This is a genomic window from Deinococcus carri, assembly GCF_039545055.1.
GTDB classification, from domain to species: domain Bacteria; phylum Deinococcota; class Deinococci; order Deinococcales; family Deinococcaceae; genus Deinococcus; species Deinococcus carri.
Map to the genome: position 1 here is coordinate 487,501 of NZ_BAABRP010000001.1, position 15,890 is coordinate 503,390.

Annotated in this window: 16 protein-coding genes (1 of these 16 running past the window's edge); 7 read left to right on the top strand and 9 right to left on the bottom strand. The window is 69.7% G+C overall.

The window, feature by feature from the left end; all coding sequences use genetic code 11:
• Positions 1–168, top strand: partial view of a hypothetical protein gene (locus ABEA67_RS02485; RefSeq protein ID WP_345460378.1) — the final stretch only. It extends 252 nt beyond the left edge of the window; 168 of the gene's 420 nt are visible here — the last part of the coding sequence; the start codon falls outside the window, past its left edge; its stop codon occupies positions 166–168.
• A 10-nt stretch (positions 169–178) separates the two neighbouring features.
• On the opposite strand, the gene ABEA67_RS02490 is transcribed toward ABEA67_RS02485, so the two are convergent.
• The 3 genes from ABEA67_RS02490 to ABEA67_RS02500 all read right to left on the bottom strand — a co-directional run bounded on the left by ABEA67_RS02490 (position 179) and on the right by ABEA67_RS02500 (position 3,030).
• Positions 179–1,114: a DMT family transporter gene (locus tag ABEA67_RS02490; RefSeq protein WP_345460381.1), complete on the bottom strand. Its 936-nt coding sequence runs from the start codon at positions 1,112–1,114 to the stop codon at positions 179–181.
• An 87-nt stretch (positions 1,115–1,201) separates the two neighbouring features.
• The gene (locus ABEA67_RS02495; protein ID WP_345460383.1) at positions 1,202–1,705 is read right to left on the bottom strand and encodes a pyridoxamine 5'-phosphate oxidase family protein; all 504 of its coding nucleotides are present in this window, start codon (positions 1,703–1,705) and stop codon (positions 1,202–1,204) included.
• Between the two features lie 65 nt (positions 1,706–1,770).
• Positions 1,771–3,030 (bottom strand): MFS transporter, encoded by a 1,260-nt coding sequence (locus ABEA67_RS02500; RefSeq protein WP_345460385.1) that lies wholly within the window; start codon positions 3,028–3,030, stop codon positions 1,771–1,773.
• A 101-nt stretch (positions 3,031–3,131) separates the two neighbouring features.
• Between ABEA67_RS02500 and ABEA67_RS02505 the strand changes: the two genes are divergently transcribed.
• Positions 3,132–3,434, top strand: a complete 303-nt coding sequence (locus tag ABEA67_RS02505; RefSeq protein ID WP_345460387.1) for a hypothetical protein — start codon at positions 3,132–3,134, stop codon at positions 3,432–3,434.
• A gap of 77 nt (positions 3,435–3,511) precedes the next feature.
• Here the strand turns inward: ABEA67_RS02505 and ABEA67_RS02510 are convergent, their stop codons facing one another.
• From ABEA67_RS02510 to ABEA67_RS02530, 5 genes are all read right to left on the bottom strand, one after another.
• Positions 3,512–3,796 (bottom strand): MarR family transcriptional regulator, encoded by a 285-nt coding sequence (locus ABEA67_RS02510; protein ID WP_345460389.1) that lies wholly within the window; start codon positions 3,794–3,796, stop codon positions 3,512–3,514.
• A gap of 13 nt (positions 3,797–3,809) precedes the next feature.
• Entirely contained in the window at positions 3,810–6,047 is a 2,238-nt protein-coding gene (feoB, locus tag ABEA67_RS02515; protein WP_345460391.1) for a ferrous iron transport protein B, read from the bottom strand.
• Positions 6,044–6,274, bottom strand: a complete 231-nt coding sequence (locus tag ABEA67_RS02520; protein ID WP_345460393.1) for a FeoA family protein — start codon at positions 6,272–6,274, stop codon at positions 6,044–6,046. Before ABEA67_RS02520 ends, feoB begins: the two co-directional genes overlap by 4 nt.
• Positions 6,275–6,442: 168 nt before the next feature.
• A complete protein-coding gene (locus ABEA67_RS02525; protein ID WP_345460395.1) occupies positions 6,443–7,198 on the bottom strand; it encodes an RluA family pseudouridine synthase in 756 nt (251 codons plus the stop codon).
• A 34-nt stretch (positions 7,199–7,232) separates the two neighbouring features.
• A complete protein-coding gene (locus tag ABEA67_RS02530; protein ID WP_345460396.1) occupies positions 7,233–8,147 on the bottom strand; it encodes a complex I NDUFA9 subunit family protein in 915 nt (304 codons plus the stop codon).
• A 120-nt stretch (positions 8,148–8,267) separates the two neighbouring features.
• Here ABEA67_RS02530 and ABEA67_RS02535 point away from each other — a divergent pair, with 120 nt between their 5' ends.
• Positions 8,268–10,556: an endonuclease MutS2 gene (locus ABEA67_RS02535; RefSeq protein WP_345460398.1), complete on the top strand. Its 2,289-nt coding sequence runs from the start codon at positions 8,268–8,270 to the stop codon at positions 10,554–10,556.
• A 122-nt stretch (positions 10,557–10,678) separates the two neighbouring features.
• On the top strand, positions 10,679–11,647 hold the full coding sequence (locus ABEA67_RS02540; RefSeq protein WP_345460400.1) for a hypothetical protein: 969 nt from the start codon (positions 10,679–10,681) through the stop codon (positions 11,645–11,647).
• A gap of 549 nt (positions 11,648–12,196) precedes the next feature.
• Here the strand turns inward: ABEA67_RS02540 and ABEA67_RS02545 are convergent.
• On the bottom strand, positions 12,197–12,379 hold the full coding sequence (locus tag ABEA67_RS02545) for a hypothetical protein (protein ID WP_345460402.1): 183 nt from the start codon (positions 12,377–12,379) through the stop codon (positions 12,197–12,199).
• A gap of 68 nt (positions 12,380–12,447) precedes the next feature.
• On the opposite strand from ABEA67_RS02545, the gene ABEA67_RS02550 reads away from it, so the two are divergent.
• The 3 genes from ABEA67_RS02550 to lysS all read left to right on the top strand — a co-directional run bounded on the left by ABEA67_RS02550 (position 12,448) and on the right by lysS (position 15,862).
• A complete protein-coding gene (locus ABEA67_RS02550) occupies positions 12,448–13,569 on the top strand; it encodes an MFS transporter (RefSeq protein WP_345460404.1) in 1,122 nt (373 codons plus the stop codon).
• Positions 13,570–13,725: 156 nt separating this feature from the next.
• Positions 13,726–14,214: a GreA/GreB family elongation factor gene (locus ABEA67_RS02555; RefSeq protein WP_345460407.1), complete on the top strand. Its 489-nt coding sequence runs from the start codon at positions 13,726–13,728 to the stop codon at positions 14,212–14,214.
• Between the two features lie 94 nt (positions 14,215–14,308).
• Entirely contained in the window at positions 14,309–15,862 is a 1,554-nt protein-coding gene (lysS, locus tag ABEA67_RS02560) for a lysine--tRNA ligase (protein ID WP_345460410.1), read from the top strand.
• Positions 15,863–15,890 lie beyond the last annotated feature (28 nt).

Genomic DNA, 15,890 nt, shown 5'->3' on the forward strand with positions numbered 1-15,890 from the left:
CCGTCCGCCCCTCCCGCCAACTTCACCTGGAGCGTCGGTGCGCCGCCTGCTCAGGCCCCGGCGCAGAACGCTGGGCAGAGCGGGAGGAGCGACCCGGAGGCCGAACGCCAGGAGGACCCGGAAGGGGAGGCGAACCAGCCCCTGTTCATCGACATCAAGCTCGACTGAGTGGGTTATGTCAGCGTCCTGCCGCCTCCGCTCGCGCTTCCGCCGCTGAGGAACGGGGCCAGTTGGCGAGCGCCGCTCCGGCCAGGATGACCAGCGCCGCCAGCCATACCCCCGGCGGCAGGCGTTCGTGCAGCACGCCCGCGCTCAGCAGCAGGGCGACGGCGGGGGCCACCGTGTTCCAGACACTCGTTCTGGCGGCCCCCAGCACCCGCGCGCCGTTGGCCCAGGCGACGTAGGCGACAACGTTCGCCCCCAGCGCGCTGAGGATGATGCCGGCCCAGCCCCAGGCGGGCACCGCGCCCGGTGGCGTGAGGTGCGGGAGCGCCCAGACCACATACGGCACGCATCCCAGCGCAAGGCTGAAGGCCACGAAGGGAGTCGCGCCCAGCCGCGCGGTGAGGGGCCGGTTCCAGAGGGTGTACAGCGCCCAGGTGCCCGCCGCCGCGAGAACCCAGGCGAAGCCGCCGGGGGTGACGGCCATGCCCGGTTGCCGCGTGCCCAGGAGCAGCCCCAGCAGGCCCGCAAAGGCCAGCGTCACCCCGCCGATCTGCCGCCCCGTGGCCCGCTGCCCCAGCAATAACCCCAGCGGCACCACCAGCACGGGCACGATGCCGTTCACCAGCCCCGCCACGCCCGCCGGGTTGGCCCGGATAGCCGTCAGAAAACACGCCTGAAACAGGCTGTTGCCCAGCAGCCCCACCAGCGCCACCTGCCCCCAGGTCCGCGCGTCCCAGCGGGGCCAGCCGTGCGCGCGCACACTCAGGCCGACCAGCACGACCCCCGCCAGCACGAAGCGGCCCAGATTGATCGTCTCGGCGTTCAGGTGACCGCGCACCAGCAGCGCCTTGAGCAGCACCACGTTCCCGCCCCACAGGCAGACGGTCAGCATCACCCCGGCCAGCGCGCGTCTCGTCTGGGCCGGGGTGGTGGGGGGTGTGGCAGTCATGGGCGCAAGGATACGCCCTGGCTGGGAGGGGGCAGGGAAAAGGGAGCGCGGGCTGCTCGCCTCACGCTCCCGCCACGTGCCCCGCGCTCAGAGCTTCACGGTGTCGTTGTTGCCCATGTCGGTCGCGGGCTTGCCGGTCACGGCGGCACGGGCCATCTGGAAGAGGGCCTTCATGCGCCCGCTGCCTTCCCAGTATTCGGCCCCCTGCGCCTCGATCTTGATCAGCTGCACGTTGGGGTCGTCGATGCCCTGGGGAAAGTACGCCTTGTAGAAGTCGCTCCACAGTTCTTCCAGCTTGGCGCGGTCCTCCACGAGCTGCGCCGTGCCGCCCACGCTGACGTAGTTGTTCTTGCCGGGGTCCGAGTAGCTGACGTTCACCTGGGGCCGCTCGCCCATGCACTGCACCTGCTCGGTGTCCTTGCCGCCGATGAACCAGATGTCGCCGTCGAACTCGGTCTGCTGGGTGGTCATGGGGTGGGCCTTGAGGTGGCCCTCGGCCGTCGTGACCGTCAGCATGGCGAACTTGACATCCTTGATGATGCTCGCCAGCGTCTTGATGCCTTCCTCGCGGGTCGGTTGCTCGTTGCTCATAAAGTGAGCATTCCACGTTCCCTGCCGCTGCTTCTGGCAGAAGGGGCACCGTCTAAAGGTTCCCGTCAGGTTGCGTGAGCGCGGGTGTGGGCCGTCTCCGGCACGTTGCGCACCAGCACCACGCCTGCCAGAAAGAACAGCGCCGCGATGCCGAAGACCAGCGTGTAGCCCAGATTCCCGCCCTGCGCGTTGCCCCAGTCCAGCAGCGCCCCCTGCGGCGCACTCGAAAGCTGCGGCGCGACAAAGGCCACGTGCCAGATGCCCATGTCGCGGGCGTAGCTGCTCGCGCTGGGCATGGCGTCACTGCCCAGCGCCCAGTCCACACTCGTGAACGCGCCGAAGCCCAGCCCGAAGAACACCGCCAGCGCGAGCGCGACTGGGTAGCTCGGCGCGACCAGCAGCAGCAGCGCGGCCAGGGCCATCGCCGTGCCCGCCACATAGATCACCGGCTTGCGGCCCACCCGGTCACTGACGCGCCCGCCGATCAGCGCCGACACGATGCTGCCCACGATGATGCACAGCAGCATGATGGACGTGCTGGTTCCCGCGTCCCGCTGCCGCAGAACATCCACGTTGTAGTACTGGAGGAAGGGCTGCACGCTGTACTGCCCCAGCGCGAACAGCACCCGCGTCACGAACACCCACAGGAAGGGCTGATACGCGAAGAGCTGCCGCCAGGAGAGGGTGGGGCCTCCGCTGGCCTGGGTCGGCGTGTCCACCGACGCGGGCACGCCCCGCAGCGTGATCAGCGCGGGGACCGCCAGCATCAGCGCAATCAGCACAAAGGACACCAGCACCGGCAGTTTCAGCAGGCCCACCACAAAGGCCGCAACCGCCCCCAGCAGTTGCCCGACCGCCTGAAGCAGCCCCATCACGCCGCTGTAGCGTCCGCGCTCCTCCGGGGCCACGAGCTGCGGAATCAGCGCGCTGTAGGGCGCAGTGGCGTAATTGTTCCCGAACTGCACCAGCAGGAAGCCCAGCACGTACACCCAGAACCCACCCATGCCCCCCAGTGTCGAGGCCGCGAAGGCCATCACGGCCAGGCCGGCCAGGTTCACGCCCAGGCCCAGGCGGATATACGGCAGCCGCCGCCCGGTGCGGTCACTGCGCGCCCCGATGATGGGCGGCAGCACCAGCGCCATCACCGCGCCGACGGCCGTCAGCACGCCCAGATACGTGCCTTTCTGTTCCTGGCCCACGAAATGCACGACGTTGGCAGGCATCAGGATCAGCAGCAGCAGCAGCCAGTGAAAGGCCGTGCCGAACCAGAACGCCGACAGAACCCACGGGTTGACGCGCGGGGCCGCAGAGGAGAGGGTGGTCATGTGCGGCGAGTATAAGCCCCTCCTTTACCCCCTCTTTACGCGCCCCCCAGCCTGTGGCGAGAACAGCAGTTCGGGTGGGGGCGCTCACGCAGACTGCCCGCATGACCGCACGCCTGAACCTGCAAGACGCCCTGACCGCCTTTCGCGCCGCCTTCACCTACGAGCACCCGGAAGGCATCACCATCACCCCCCAGGTGGAGGACGGAAAGTTGCGCGTCGAGGTCCGCGCGCCCGACGTGAACACCACGCGCGGCTTCGACGTGGTGGCCGAGCCGCTGGAGTCCGAGGAGCGTGACGCCGCGCAACTGGGCGAGGACATCGCCCGCGTCGTGGAGCAGGAACTGATGTACGGGCAGCTTCCCGCCGTGGGCGAGGACGGGGCCTACCGGCGCATCGTGGTGTGAAGACAGAGGGAAGGGGGCGGGCCTGTTCATTCGGTCCGCCCCCTTCGTTTGTCCCGTCAGCCCCGTGGCTGTGGCCCTCAGCCCAGCCGCTTCAGGTACGCCTCGCCCCGTGTGGTCAGCCGCAGCAGGTGCAGCGGCGCGGCCTCGCCGCCGGCATTGCGGCACATGCTCTTGAGGGCGCAGGGGCCGCAGGCACAGCCTTCCGTCTGGGGCGCGGCCTCCTGCACGTAGCCGCCGGCCTGGAGAGTCCGCAGCATCCCCGCGAGCGCGGCCTCACTGCTGCCCAGCGTGCGTGCCAGTTCGGCGGGGGTGCGTGGCTCGCCCGCCACCGCGCCCAGAATGGCGGCCAGGGGGGCGGTCACAGCAGCCCCCTCATCACAGCAGTCTCTGGGCCAGTTGGTACACCAGGAACGCGGCCACCCAGGCGGTCGCCAACTGGTACGCCACCGTCGTCCAGGCCACCCGCCGCCCGTGTTCCTGCGCGAGCGCGCCCACGGTGGCGATGCAGGGCGTGTACAGCAGCACGAACACCAGATAGGCCAGGGCACCGGCCGGGGTAAAGGCCCGCGCGAGGGCGGCGGCCAGCGGCGTTTTCGCGTCGGCGCTGGTGTCGGCCCCCAGGCTGGGCAGCGCCAGGACCGTCGGGATGGCCGAGACGCTGGCCTTGATGGCGTCCCAGGTGGCCGTCAGCGCCTGCCCTGCGCCCGCGAGCAGGCCCAGCGGCTGGGGCGCGGCGGCCTGCTCGCCCAGGTAAATCTGCCCCAGCGTGCCCACCACGACCTCCTTGGCAATGAAGCCGGGCACCAGCGCCCCGGTCGCCTGCCAGTTGCCGAAGCCCAGCGGCGCGAAGACGGGCAATGCGGCCTCGCTCACCCGCCCGAAGAGGCTGTCCTGCGGGGGCACCGTGGCGAACTTGCCCCCGGCCACGGCCGGGAGCGCCAGCAGCAGCCACACCACCGCGACGGTCGCCAGCACGGTCGTCCGGGCGCGCCTCGCAAAGCTCGCGGTGCGCCGCCAGGCGTGCTTCCACAGCACCTTCCAGGCCGGGAAGCGGTAGGGCGGCAGCTCCAGCAGCACCCCGCCCCCCTCGGCGGGCAGCGAGGTCCGGCGCAGCAGCAGCGCGAACGCAAAGGCCACCCCCATGCCCAACACGTACAGCGCCCACACGATCCAGCTCCCGTGGCGCGGGAACAGCGCGGCGGCGAACACCACGTACACTGGCAACCGCGCCGAGCAGCTCATGAAGGGCAGAATCATGCTGACCAGCACACGGTCGCTGCGGCGCTCCAGCGTGCGGGTGGCATACACGGCGGGCACGTTGCACCCGAAGCCCAGAATCAGCGGGATAAAGGCCCGCCCGTCCAGCCCGATGCCGCGCATGGCCCGGTCCATCAGGAAGGCGGCGCGCGCCATGTAGCCGCTGTCTTCCAGAAAGCTCATGGCGAGGTACAGCACCAGCAGCGTGGGCAGGAAGCTCAGCACCGTCCCCACGCCGGGGATGATGGCCCCCACCACCAGGTCGCGGGCCAGCGGGAACCAGCCCAGCGCGGCCGTGGCCCACCCGCTCACCGTGTCTTGCAGCGGTCCCCCGATCAGGTCCACGAAGGGCGAGGCCACGCTGAAGGTCAGGCGGAACACCAGCAGCACCAGCGCCAGGAACAGCGGAATGCCCAGCAGCGGGTGCAGCGCCAGCCGGTCCAGCCGCTCGCTCAGCGTCCGCCGCGCCTCCGCCTGCGGAACGGCCACCCGCGCCAGGTCCCCCGCGCGGGCGTAGCGCGCCTCCGCAATCTCGATCAGCGCGTCCACGCCGCCGGTGTCCAGCGCGGCCAGATGCGCGTCCGCCGCGTCCAGCAGGGCCGCATGTCCGGTGGCGGCCAGCCGTCCGCGCACGCTGGGGTCGCCCTCCAGCAGCGCCAGCGCGAGGTAACGGTGCGCGTGGGGCGGCAGGGTGGGAAGGTCGGCCATGCGTGCGGTGAGGTCGTTCGCGGCGGCCTCGACCGCCTCCGGGTAGCGCACGCCGATGCCCAGCGTGGCCCCCCCGAGCGCCAGGTCGAGCAGCCTTCCCGTGCCGTCACCCCGGCTCGCCACCGTCTCTGCCACCGGCACGCCCAGCGCCCGCGAGAGGGCCGCTGCGTCCACCGTCAGGCCCTTGTCGCGTGCCTCGTCCACCAGGTTCAGCGCGACCGCCAGCGGCACCCGGAAGTCCAGCAGTTGCAGCGTGAGGTAGAGGTTGCGCTCCAGATTCCCCGCGTCCAGCACGTTGATGACGGCGTCGGGGGCCTCGTCCAGCAGGGCCGTGCGGGTGATCAGTTCCTCCGGCGTGTGGGGGCTGAGCGAGTACGCGCCGGGGAGGTCGAGCAGGTGGACCGAGCGCCCCGCGTGCGTCAGCCGCGCCTCGCGCTTCTCCACCGTCACGCCCGACCAGTTGCCGACCTTGAGCCGGGTGCCCGCCACCGCGTTGATCAGGGTGGTCTTGCCGACGTTGGGGTTGCCGACGACCACCACGCGGGGTTCGCGGGCCGCACGCAGCTTTTCCAGGGTGGCGGCGCAGGCGGCCTCGTCGGGCAGGTGCAGGCCCGGCGGGGGCGAGGCGGGCGGGGGCAGCACCGTCATGCCCGCACCCGGATGCCGCGCAGGTCGTCCGCGCGCAGGGCCAGGTCCGTCCCGTTCACGCGCACCTCCACCGGGTCGCCCATCGGGGCGCGGCGCACCACGGCCACCCGCGCCCCCCGCACGAAGCCCAGTTCCAGCAGCCGCCGCCGCAACGGGTGCCGGGGGTCCAGCGTCACCACATGCGCCGCCTCGCCCGGCTTCAGTTCATTCAAGGTCCGCTCGTCCATCTCGCCCCCTATACCCGACCAGTCTAATCAGCATTGTGGGAAAGGCAAGGGTAGAAGAAGGCGGAAGGCGGAAGGCGGAAGGCGGAAGGCGGAAGGCGGAAGGCGGAAGGCGGAAGGCGGAAGGCGGAAGGCGGAAGGCGGAAGGGCCGTGAAGCCTTTCACTAACTCCTAACCCCTAACTCCTAACCCCTTCCAGAACGCCTGCAAATCCGGCGCGAGCGGCACCTCCGCCGCGAACTGGGCACCCGCCCAGGGAAAGGCGATGCGGGCCGCATGTAGCGCCTGCCGGGGCAGCAGCAGCCGTGCGGTGAGTTCGGGCGTCTGGCCGGTCTGCATGAAGTCTAAAAAGGCCTCGGGGTCGCGCCCGTAGATCTTGTCGCCCACCATCGGCAGGCCCAGGTGCGAGAGGTGTGCGCGAATCTGGTGCAGGCGGCCCGAGCGGGGGGCGGCCTCCAGTAGCGTGAAGCCTCCCCGCCGTTCCACCACCCGGAAGTCGGTCACGGCGGGTCGCCCGTCCGGCACCACCGCCTGCCGGATGACGACCCGGTTTGCCCCACCCAGCCCCAGGTCCCCCAGCGGCGCGTCCAGCGTGTGCCGCTCCCAGCCCGGCGAGCCATGCACGACGGCGAGGTACGTCTTGCCCACCAGATGCTCCTTGAACAGGGTAAAGAACCGGCGGGCGGCGTCCGCGTCGCGCGAGAGCAGTTGCGTGCCGCTCGTCTCGCGGTCGAGGCGGTGGGGCGGCGCGAGGCCAGCTTCCCCCGTCTCCGCCTGCATAAAGGTCAGGATATCCGGCACGTCCACCCGTGCCCGCACCGGATGCGTGAGCCACAGCGCGGGCTTGTGGACCACGTAGAAGTCGGGATGCTCCACCACGACGCGCGGCTTCTCGGTGGGCGGCAGGAGGGGAGCGCGGGCGGTCACGGGAGGCAGGGTAGCAGGGGAGGGGACATCCGGCTTAACGCCTCCTCGCCGCCTCCACAATTTGCGGCAGCCTCTCGGGCAGGCGGTGCATGGGCAGGTCGAACACTGTCCGCGCGGGTTCGTTGGGCGCGGTATTGCCCGCCTTGAGCATCGCGTACTGGTCGCGGGTGATGGGCGGATGCGGGAGGACCTGCATCAGCGGCACGGCCAGATTCATCAGCGCGAGGGGCACCGGCATCACGGGCCGGTGCTGCCCCAGCGCCGCCTGCTCCTGGTCGAGCAGCTCGCGGAAGGTGTACTCCTCCGGGCCGGTCAGGGCGTAGGTCTGCCCGGCCGTCTCCGGCCTGTCCAGCGCCCCGGCAAAGGCCAGCGCCACATCCTCCACGCTGACCGGGCGAAAGGGAAAGGAGCCGTCGCCAATCTGCGGCACGACGGGCGCGGCCGTGACGAGTTCGCGCAGCACCCGCCCGAAGAAGTCGTCGCCCACCCCGAACACCAGACTGGGCCGGAAGATGGTCCAGGCCAGCCCGCTTTCCCGCACCAGGCGCTCGGCCTCGCCCTTGGTGGCGCTGTAGCGGCTGGCGCTTTGCTCGTCCGCGCCCAGGGCGCTCATGTGCAGGTAGCGGGCGCGGCGCGGGGTGGCGGCCAGCACGTGGCGGGTGCCCTCCACATGGACCCGCCCGAAGGTCTGTGCCCCCTCCTCCTGGATGATGCCCACCAGGTGAATCACCGCGTCCGGGTCGGCCTCGCCCACCGCGCGCAGCACGCTGCCGGGGTCGGTCACGTCCAGCGGGAGGCCCCGCGCCCCCGGCAGCGCCTCGCCCCCCCGCGACCCGGCGAAGACGGTGTGCCCCCGCCCCACCAGTCCCTGCACGATGGAACGTCCGACAAAACCCGTTGCTCCCGTGACGAGGACGCGGTGGGGACCTGTTCCGGAAATGGCAGTCATACCCTATTGCCCTACATTTCGGGGGGCGGGACCGTAAGCGGGCGTGCAGCTTTCCCAACCTTCCCTAAGCCACCCGGCGCACGTTCACCGGGCGGGTGCGTTGTTATCCTCCTGGCTGACATGCCGTTCGCCCCCCGTGCCCTGACTGCCCTCGATTTTCCCCGTATCCGTGACGCCCTCGCGGAGCGCAGCGCCACGTCGCTGGGCGTCGAGCGGGCGCGGGCGCTGCTGCCCTCCGACGACGCGGAGCGCATTGCCCGCGAACTGGACGAGGTGGAGGACGCCCTTTTCGGCGTGAGCCTCAGCCTGGGCGGCATCCAGGACATCCGCGAGCTGCACGCGCGCGCGCAGGAGGGCCGGGTGCTGTCCGGCCAGGAACTGCTGAACGCCGCCTATTCCCTCGACGGCGCTATGACGGTCCGGCGGGCCATCAACGCCAACTCGCGCGGGCCGCTGCGGGAGGTGGCGCTGGGCCTGGGCGACCACAGCGAACTGGTGCGCCGGGTGCTGGGGTCGCTGGACCGTGACGGGGCGGTGCGCGACGACGCCAGTCCCCGTCTGCGCGACCTGCGCAAGCGTATCGAGCCGCTGCGGGGCCGCATCCGCGAGAAACTGGCCGCGACGCTCGAACGCTGGGCGGACGTGCTTCAGGAACACATCGTCACCATCCGCCGCGACCGCTACGTGCTGCCGGTGCAGGCCAGCCGGGTGGGGCAGGTGCAGGGCATCATCGTGGACGCCTCCGCGACCGGGCAGACGTATTTCGTCGAACCCGCCGCCGTCACGCAGCTCAACAACGAACTCACCCGCCTGATTCTGGACGAGGAGGCCGAGGTCCGGCGCATCCTCACCGAACTGTCGGGCCTGCTGGCCGCCGATGTGGACGTGCCGATGACCCTCGCCACGCTGGGCGAACTCGACCTGATTGCCGCCAAGGCCCGCCTCGCCCGCGACTGGCGGCTCAACCGGCCCCAGCCCGCCAGCGACCACACCTACGACCTGCGGGAAGCCCGCCACCCCCTGATTGAAAATCCGGTGCCCAACGACATCGAGCTGGGCGCAACCAAGCTGCTGCTGATCACCGGGCCGAACATGGGCGGCAAGACGGCCACCCTCAAGACGCTGGGCCTCGCGGTGCTGATGCACCAGTGCGGGCTGTACGTGGCGGCGGCCTCCGCCCGGCTGCCGGTGGTCCGCGACGTGCTGGTGGACATCGGGGACGAGCAGAGCATTGAGGCGAGCCTGTCCACCTTCGCCTCGCACCTCAAGCACCTGCGCTTCGTGCTGCGCCACGCCGCGCCCGACACGCTGGTCCTGATCGACGAGCTGGGCAGCGGCACCGACCCCGCCGAGGGGGCCGCGCTGGCGCAATCCCTCATCGAGACGCTGCTGGCGCAGGACGCGCGGGGCATCATCACCTCGCACCTCTCGCCCCTCAAGCTGTTCGCGCTGGAGACGCCCGGCCTCCGGAACGCCAGCATGGGCTTCGACGTGGCGACCCTCGCTCCCACCTACCACCTCCAGGTGGGGCAGCCGGGCCGCTCCTACGCGCTGGCGATTGCCCGGCGCATGGGCCTGCCCCAGAATGTGCTGTCGCGCGCCGAGGACCTGCTCGGCCCCGACGCCGGCCTGATGGAGCGGATGCTGGAGGGCCTGGAACGCGAACGCGCCGACCTCGCCACCGAGCTGGAGGAGGCCTCGACCGCCCGGCGCGAGGCGGAGGCCGAACTGGCCCGCGTCCGCCAGGAACGCGAGACGCTGGAGCAGAGGCGGGGGGAGATGCTGGCCGAGGCCGCGCAGAAGGCCGAGAGCCTGTACGCCGAGGCCATCGAGCGCGTCCGCAGCCTGCGCGCCCGCGCCCAGGAGGACAGCGCCCGCCCCCGCGTGATGCAGGAGCTGCGCGAACTGCGCTCGGCGGCGCAAAAGGCCAGGCCCGCGCCCCCCGCCCCCCGCGAGGAGCGCGGCGACCCCATCCGGGTGGGCAGCAGGGTGGACGTGCCCGCCTACGGCGCGACCGGCCAGGTGCTGGAACTGCGCGGCGACGACCTGGTGGTGCAGCTCGGCGTGATGAAGGTCGGCGTCAAGCGCCGCGACGTGCGGCTGAAACAGGAACCCAAAGCGCCGGCCCCGCGCCCCAGCTTTGCCGGGACCCGGCCCAGCACCTTCCAGAACGAATTGCAACTGCGCGGCCTGGGTGTGGAGGAGGCCGTCGAGGAACTGCGGACCGCCATCACCGAGGCGCAGGCGCTCAGGGAAACGCCCCTGCGGGTGGTCCACGGCAAGGGCCAGGGCGTGCTGCGCCGGCTCCTGCGCGACTACCTCAAGACCGACAAGCGCGTCGAATCCTTCCACGACGCTGAAGCCAACCAGGGCGGCCACGGCGTGACCATCGTGAATGTGCGCACCTGAGCGCAGGTTGTGATCTTCAATTATCGCACTGCCTGATGCCCGCGTCAGAAACCTGTCCAGAACACTTTCATCAAAGTGACCCGGCAGGCGGGCAAGATGCTGGGGTGTCGAACCGAACCCACATGACCATGAAGATTGGGGCCGCAGCCCTGGTGCTCAGCGCCCCCGCAGGGGCGGCGGCCCAGGACACGGCGGCTCCGGCTCCGCTCTTCCGGCTCCCCCCCAACTACATCTCGCGCTTCGGTGGGACCGAGACGCTGGCTGACAGTGCCACGGGCTTCGGCGTCCGCGGCTTCCCGCTGCCCTTTACGCAGGACATCCGGCTGAACCTCGCCAAACGGCCCAACTATTGGGAGTACGCCCTCTCGACTCGCCTGAACGACACGACCTTCGCGGCCGGTGTGTTCGACAACGGTGCGGCAGCGAAGGCAGGCATTCCCCGCCTGGACGTGAACCACGACCCCTGGAAGGGCGTGCAGTACCGCGGGCTGGTACAGGGCAACGGGGCCTCTTCCCGGTTCACGGGCGGTTACGCCTTTACCGCCTTTCAGGACCGGGTGCGTGTGTTGAACAACGTGGGTGTGGCATATCAGGGTACGGCTGTTGCGCCTTACACCCAGACCGAGGTGTATGGAAACTATGGCCGGTCGTTCGGCAAGGTGAACGCCAGCATCAACAGCACAGGGCGCGTGTTTACCCTTCCAGTGCAAAAGGAAGTGCAGGGCAGTATCGACGTGACGGTGGCCGGCAACGTCTCGCCGGTGGAAGGGTTGACCCTGGAGGCCTCGCACCTCGAACGTTTTACAGCGGGTAAGATCACCACGATTCCTGATCTGAACCTGGCCCGCTACTACGAGACGAACGCGGCCATCACCTACCGCCTGCCCGTATCCGAGCCTAATCAGTTCGGCGTGGGCGCGGTGCGTACCCGTCTGACCAACAACTCCGACAAGTACACCTACTGGCGCAACGATGTGCTGTTCCGTGCTGGGAACTTGCCCGTCCTGATTGGACCCAGCGTCGGCTATCAGTGGTCGCCCGCCGGAACACCCAACCAGGTGCTCTTCGGCGTGTCGATCCTGGGCAAATGAGTTTTTAAACCGGCTGCTCCCCTAGACCTGCATGGGGACTGGTTGAGCTGGTGGGGCGGACAGGGACGTATGGGGTTCCTGTCCGCCCCACTGCTTTGGAGTGTTCGTTAGGGCGGCGCTCCGTTGCGTTGCCGCATGTCTGAGACTGATTCCGATTGAAGGGTGTTGAAAACACCCGGAAATCCGACCAGAGGGAGAAGGAACAAGAGCGGATTTCGGGAGATGGATGAACAGGCGGTGCCCTCCCGACTGTTCAGGAATTGGACGGAATCCGTATGAGAGCCTGTTTTAAAAGGTTGGCGGATGCCCTCATTTCGCCGTAGAACACGAGCTTTTTGCTCCTCCCTCCTTGCGGGGGAGGCTGGGACTGGTACAGCTCCACAGGAGAGGGGGAACGGGCATGCCCTCCCAGCGCACTCCGCCTGTAATGGAGACCCTTCTAAAACACGCTCTCAGGCGTCCATTCCACTGCACGTGCCCTTTATGCGCCCCGCCCTAAATTCCGGATTGCCGTGGAAAGGCTTTTCTTAAGCCTACGCAGTTTGGTGACTACGCCAGCAGGTCTACGCCAGCCTGACCCCCCTCCGGCTGCGTCGCCGGTTCGCCGTCATCCACCGGAACGCCCTGCCTGGGCAGGTCGGTGGCCTGTGGAACGTTCCCCTCGGGGTGCTGCTGCTCCTGCTCGTCTGCGCGGCGGTGTTCGGCGTCGGCGTAAGGGTCAGGGCGGGTCATGCCGCAGGGTAGGGGAGGGGGGAGTCACTGCGGGAGCGGTTGTCTGGCTGTGCTAGGCTCCCTGGCCGATGGGTGCTCCTCCTGCCGCCGCTTCGCGCCTGACGCCCACCATGCTGGCACCGGGGGCCGTCGCCTTTCTGACGCTGGGGGTGCTCCAGGCGATGTACGGGGCGGCCTTTCCGCTGTTCCAGGCCCGCTACGGCGTGGGCCTCGGGGTGGTGGGCTGGGTGGCGAGCGCGCATTTTCTGGGTTCGGCGGTCGCGCCGCCCCTGGCCGGCGTGGCCCTGATGCGCGTCAGTGTCCGCGCGGTGGTGATGGTGAGCGTGCTGGTGCTGGCCGCCGGGGTAACGGTGGTCGCCCTGGCTCCCACCTGGCCCGCGGCGGTGGGCGGGGCGCTGGTGGGGGGCCTCGGGCTGGGCGGGGTCAGTGCGGCCCTGAACGCCGCCTATGCCAGCCTGGGGACGCGGGCGGTGAACCTGGTCAATGCGGTCTTCGGGCTGGGCAGCATCCTGTCGCCGCTGCTGGTGCTGTCGCTGGGACCTGCCTCGCTGGCCTGGCCGTTTCTGGCCGTGGCGGGGCTGGCCCTGGGTACCCTGCTGGCAGCGCGGGTCTGGGGGGTCCCCGGGTTGCGTCCCCCGGACCGGGCTGCGGCTCCCGTACAGCCCGGCTTAGGCTTCGTGCTGTTTGCCCTGCTGATCGGTCTGTACGTGGGGCTGGAGGTCGGTTTCGGCGCGTGGCTGGCGCGGCATCTGGAGGCGCTGGGCACGGCCCGCCCTGCCCTGGTGCTGAGCGGGTACTGGGCGGGCCTGACTGCCGGGCGCGTCCTGACCGGACTGCTGGGGGGGCGTGTTCGTCCGCCCGCGCTGGTGCTGGGCGCGGCGCTGCTCGCGGCGCTGGCCGCCCTGGCCGCGACCCGGCCCCTGCTCGCGCCGGGAGCCTATGTGGTGGCCGGGCTGGCCCTCGGCCCCATCTTCGGGACCACGCTGGCCTGGATGACGCGCAGCCTCCCCGCGCGGTGGGTGCCCTACCTGCTGGTGTCGGGGTCGGTCGGGGGCATTCTCGCGCCCGCCGCGCTGGGCCTGCTGGTCGCCCGCAGCGGGACGGGCAGCATTCCCCTGGCCCTGGCCGGGCTGGCGCTGCTTCTGACGGGCGTGGTGGGCCTCACGGCCCGCGTGACGCGACAGCGCTGATGCGGCTTGAGACGGAGGCTGTCCAGATGGACCTGTCACTTTTCCGTTGCCCCTGAAACGGGCGTGTGGCAGAATGCTCACCGATTCTCAGAAATCCGTTCCTCTTGTTCCCGCACTCCCCAGACCCACAGGGCAGACCCACAGCGGAGGTCAGAAGTGGCACAGGCGACCCGGCAAGTCAGACTCACGCGCGAGGGCTTCGAGCGCCTTCAGCGCATGCTTACGCAGGAGCAGGCCCGCCTGCTGGAAGCGACCCGCATCCTGCAAGAACAGATGGAAACCAGCGCCGATTACGAGGACACCGGCCTGGAAGACGCCAAGCGCGAGAAACTGGGCATCGAGGCCCGCATCGAGGAACTCGAAGACACCCTGGCCCGCGCCACCCTGATCGAGGAGCATGAGAACGACGGCCGCGTCGAACTCGGCGCGGTGGTCACCCTGAACAACGAGACGACCAAAAAGGCCATGCGCGTGCAGGTCGTCAGCGCCCCCGAGGCGACCGTCCTGGGCGGCAGCCTCCCCCGCATCAGCGAGGAAAGCCCCGTCGGCCGGCAACTGATGGGCCGCAAGAAGGACGAAACCTTCGTCGTGAACCTGGAAAACGGCAAACAGGTGAAGTACCGGGTGCAGGACATCGAGTATTAGGGCGGGAGGCAGAAGGCAGATGGCAGAAGGCTTTGGACCCTTTGCCATCTGCCTTCTGCCCTCGGCCTTGCGCCTCCCCCCTATACTTCCCCCCATGTCTGGCGACCACACCCCCGACGACCGCCGCGCGGGCCTGCACGAGCAGACCGTCAGCCGCCTGAACAACCAGGACGCGCTGCGCGAGGCGGGTTTCGAGACGCATCCCTACAGCTACCCGCAGACGCACCACGCCCGCGACGTGCTGGCCGCCCATCCCGACGCCGAGCCGGGGCAGGAGTGGCCCGAGGAAACCTACGCGCTGGCGGGCCGCGTCACGCTGATGCGGCACATGGGCAAGGCCGCCTTTGCCGACCTGACCGACGAGGACGGGCGCATCCAGCTCCACTTCAGCAAGCAGGACACCGAGCAGTTCGACGCTTCCAAAAAGATTGACCTGGGCGACATCATCGGCGTGACAGGCTTTCCGTTTGTCACGCGGACCGGGCAGCTCACCCTGCGCGTGAAGTCGTGGCAGCCGCTGGTCAAGAGCCTGCACCCCCTGCCCAGCAAGTTCCACGGCCTGCAAGACGAGGAGTTGCGTGCCCGCCGCCGCTACCTGGACCTGATGGTGACGGAGGGCGCGCGGCAGAAGTTCCAGGCGCGCAGCCGCATCATCCGCTACATCAGGAACGAGCTGGACGCGCGGGGCTTCATGGAGGTGGAGGGGCCGACCCTCCAGGTGACGGCGGGCGGCGCGGAGGCCCGGCCCTTCATGACGCACCACAACGCGCTCTCGCACGACTTCAAGCTGCGGATCAGCCTGGAGCTGTACCTCAAGCGGCTGCTGGTTGGCGGCTTCGAGCGCCTCTACGAGATCGGGCGCGTGTACCGCAACGAGGGCATCGACCGCACCCACAACCCCGAGTTCACCATGCTGGAACTGTACTGGGCCTACGTGGACTACTCGGACATCGCCCGGCTGGTCGAGGATCTGCTCAGCGGGCTGGCGCAGGAGCTGCACGGCTCGTACCACTTTGACTATGGGGGCGAAACGCTGGACTTCACGCCGCCCTTCGCGCGGGTGGACTACGTGGGGGCGCTGCGCGAACATGTGCCGGGGCTGGACTTTGACCCCCTGGACCTGGATCGCCTGCGCGAGTTCAGCGACGCCCGTTTCCCTCAGTGGAAGGACGTGCCCGCCTACAAGCTGCTCGACAAGCTGTTCGGGGAGTTCGTGGAGCCGCTGCTCACCAATCCGACCTTCGTGATGGACCACCCGGCGGTGATCAGCCCGCTCGCCAAGGCCCACCGCACCCGCCCCGGCCTCACCGAGCGCTTCGAGGTGTTCTGCTCGGGCTTTGAGCTGGCGAACGCCTTTTCGGAGCTGAACGACGCCTTCGACCAGCGTGACCGCTTCGAGGCACAGTCCGCCCGCCGTGACGCCGGGGACGACGAGGCCCACGCCCAGGATGAGGACTTCCTGCTGGCCCTGGAATACGGCATGCCGCCCGCCGGGGGCCTGGGCATCGGCATCGACCGCCTCGCCATGCTGCTCACGGGCAGCGACTCCATCCGCGACGTGCTGCTGTTTCCGCTGCTGCGCCCCGAGGGCCAGGGCCGGGCCGAAGCCGGGGAGGAACCCGGCGCGGAGCCGTCCGGCGAGGGTTGAGCGTCACGGTTGACCGGGCCGGAGGGGA

Excerpts from the sequence above, each read along its gene's own strand:
- ABEA67_RS02490 (WP_345460381.1), bottom strand. The coding sequence starts at position 1,114 with ATGACTGCCACACCCCCCACCACCCCGGCCCAGACGAGACGCGCGCTG.
- ABEA67_RS02495 (WP_345460383.1), bottom strand. The coding sequence starts at position 1,705 with ATGAGCAACGAGCAACCGACCCGCGAGGAAGGCATCAAGACGCTGGCG.
- ABEA67_RS02500 (WP_345460385.1), bottom strand. The coding sequence starts at position 3,030 with ATGACCACCCTCTCCTCTGCGGCCCCGCGCGTCAACCCGTGGGTTCTG.
- ABEA67_RS02505 (WP_345460387.1), top strand. The coding sequence starts at position 3,132 with ATGACCGCACGCCTGAACCTGCAAGACGCCCTGACCGCCTTTCGCGCC.
- feoB (WP_345460391.1), bottom strand. The coding sequence starts at position 6,047 with ATGACGGTGCTGCCCCCGCCCGCCTCGCCCCCGCCGGGCCTGCACCTG.
- ABEA67_RS02520 (WP_345460393.1), bottom strand. The coding sequence starts at position 6,274 with ATGGACGAGCGGACCTTGAATGAACTGAAGCCGGGCGAGGCGGCGCAT.
- ABEA67_RS02530 (WP_345460396.1), bottom strand. The coding sequence starts at position 8,147 with ATGACTGCCATTTCCGGAACAGGTCCCCACCGCGTCCTCGTCACGGGA.
- ABEA67_RS02535 (WP_345460398.1), top strand. The coding sequence starts at position 8,268 with ATGCCGTTCGCCCCCCGTGCCCTGACTGCCCTCGATTTTCCCCGTATC.
- ABEA67_RS02540 (WP_345460400.1), top strand. The coding sequence starts at position 10,679 with ATGACCATGAAGATTGGGGCCGCAGCCCTGGTGCTCAGCGCCCCCGCA.
- ABEA67_RS02545 (WP_345460402.1), bottom strand. The coding sequence starts at position 12,379 with ATGACCCGCCCTGACCCTTACGCCGACGCCGAACACCGCCGCGCAGAC.
- ABEA67_RS02550 (WP_345460404.1), top strand. The coding sequence starts at position 12,448 with ATGGGTGCTCCTCCTGCCGCCGCTTCGCGCCTGACGCCCACCATGCTG.
- lysS (WP_345460410.1), top strand. The coding sequence starts at position 14,309 with ATGTCTGGCGACCACACCCCCGACGACCGCCGCGCGGGCCTGCACGAG.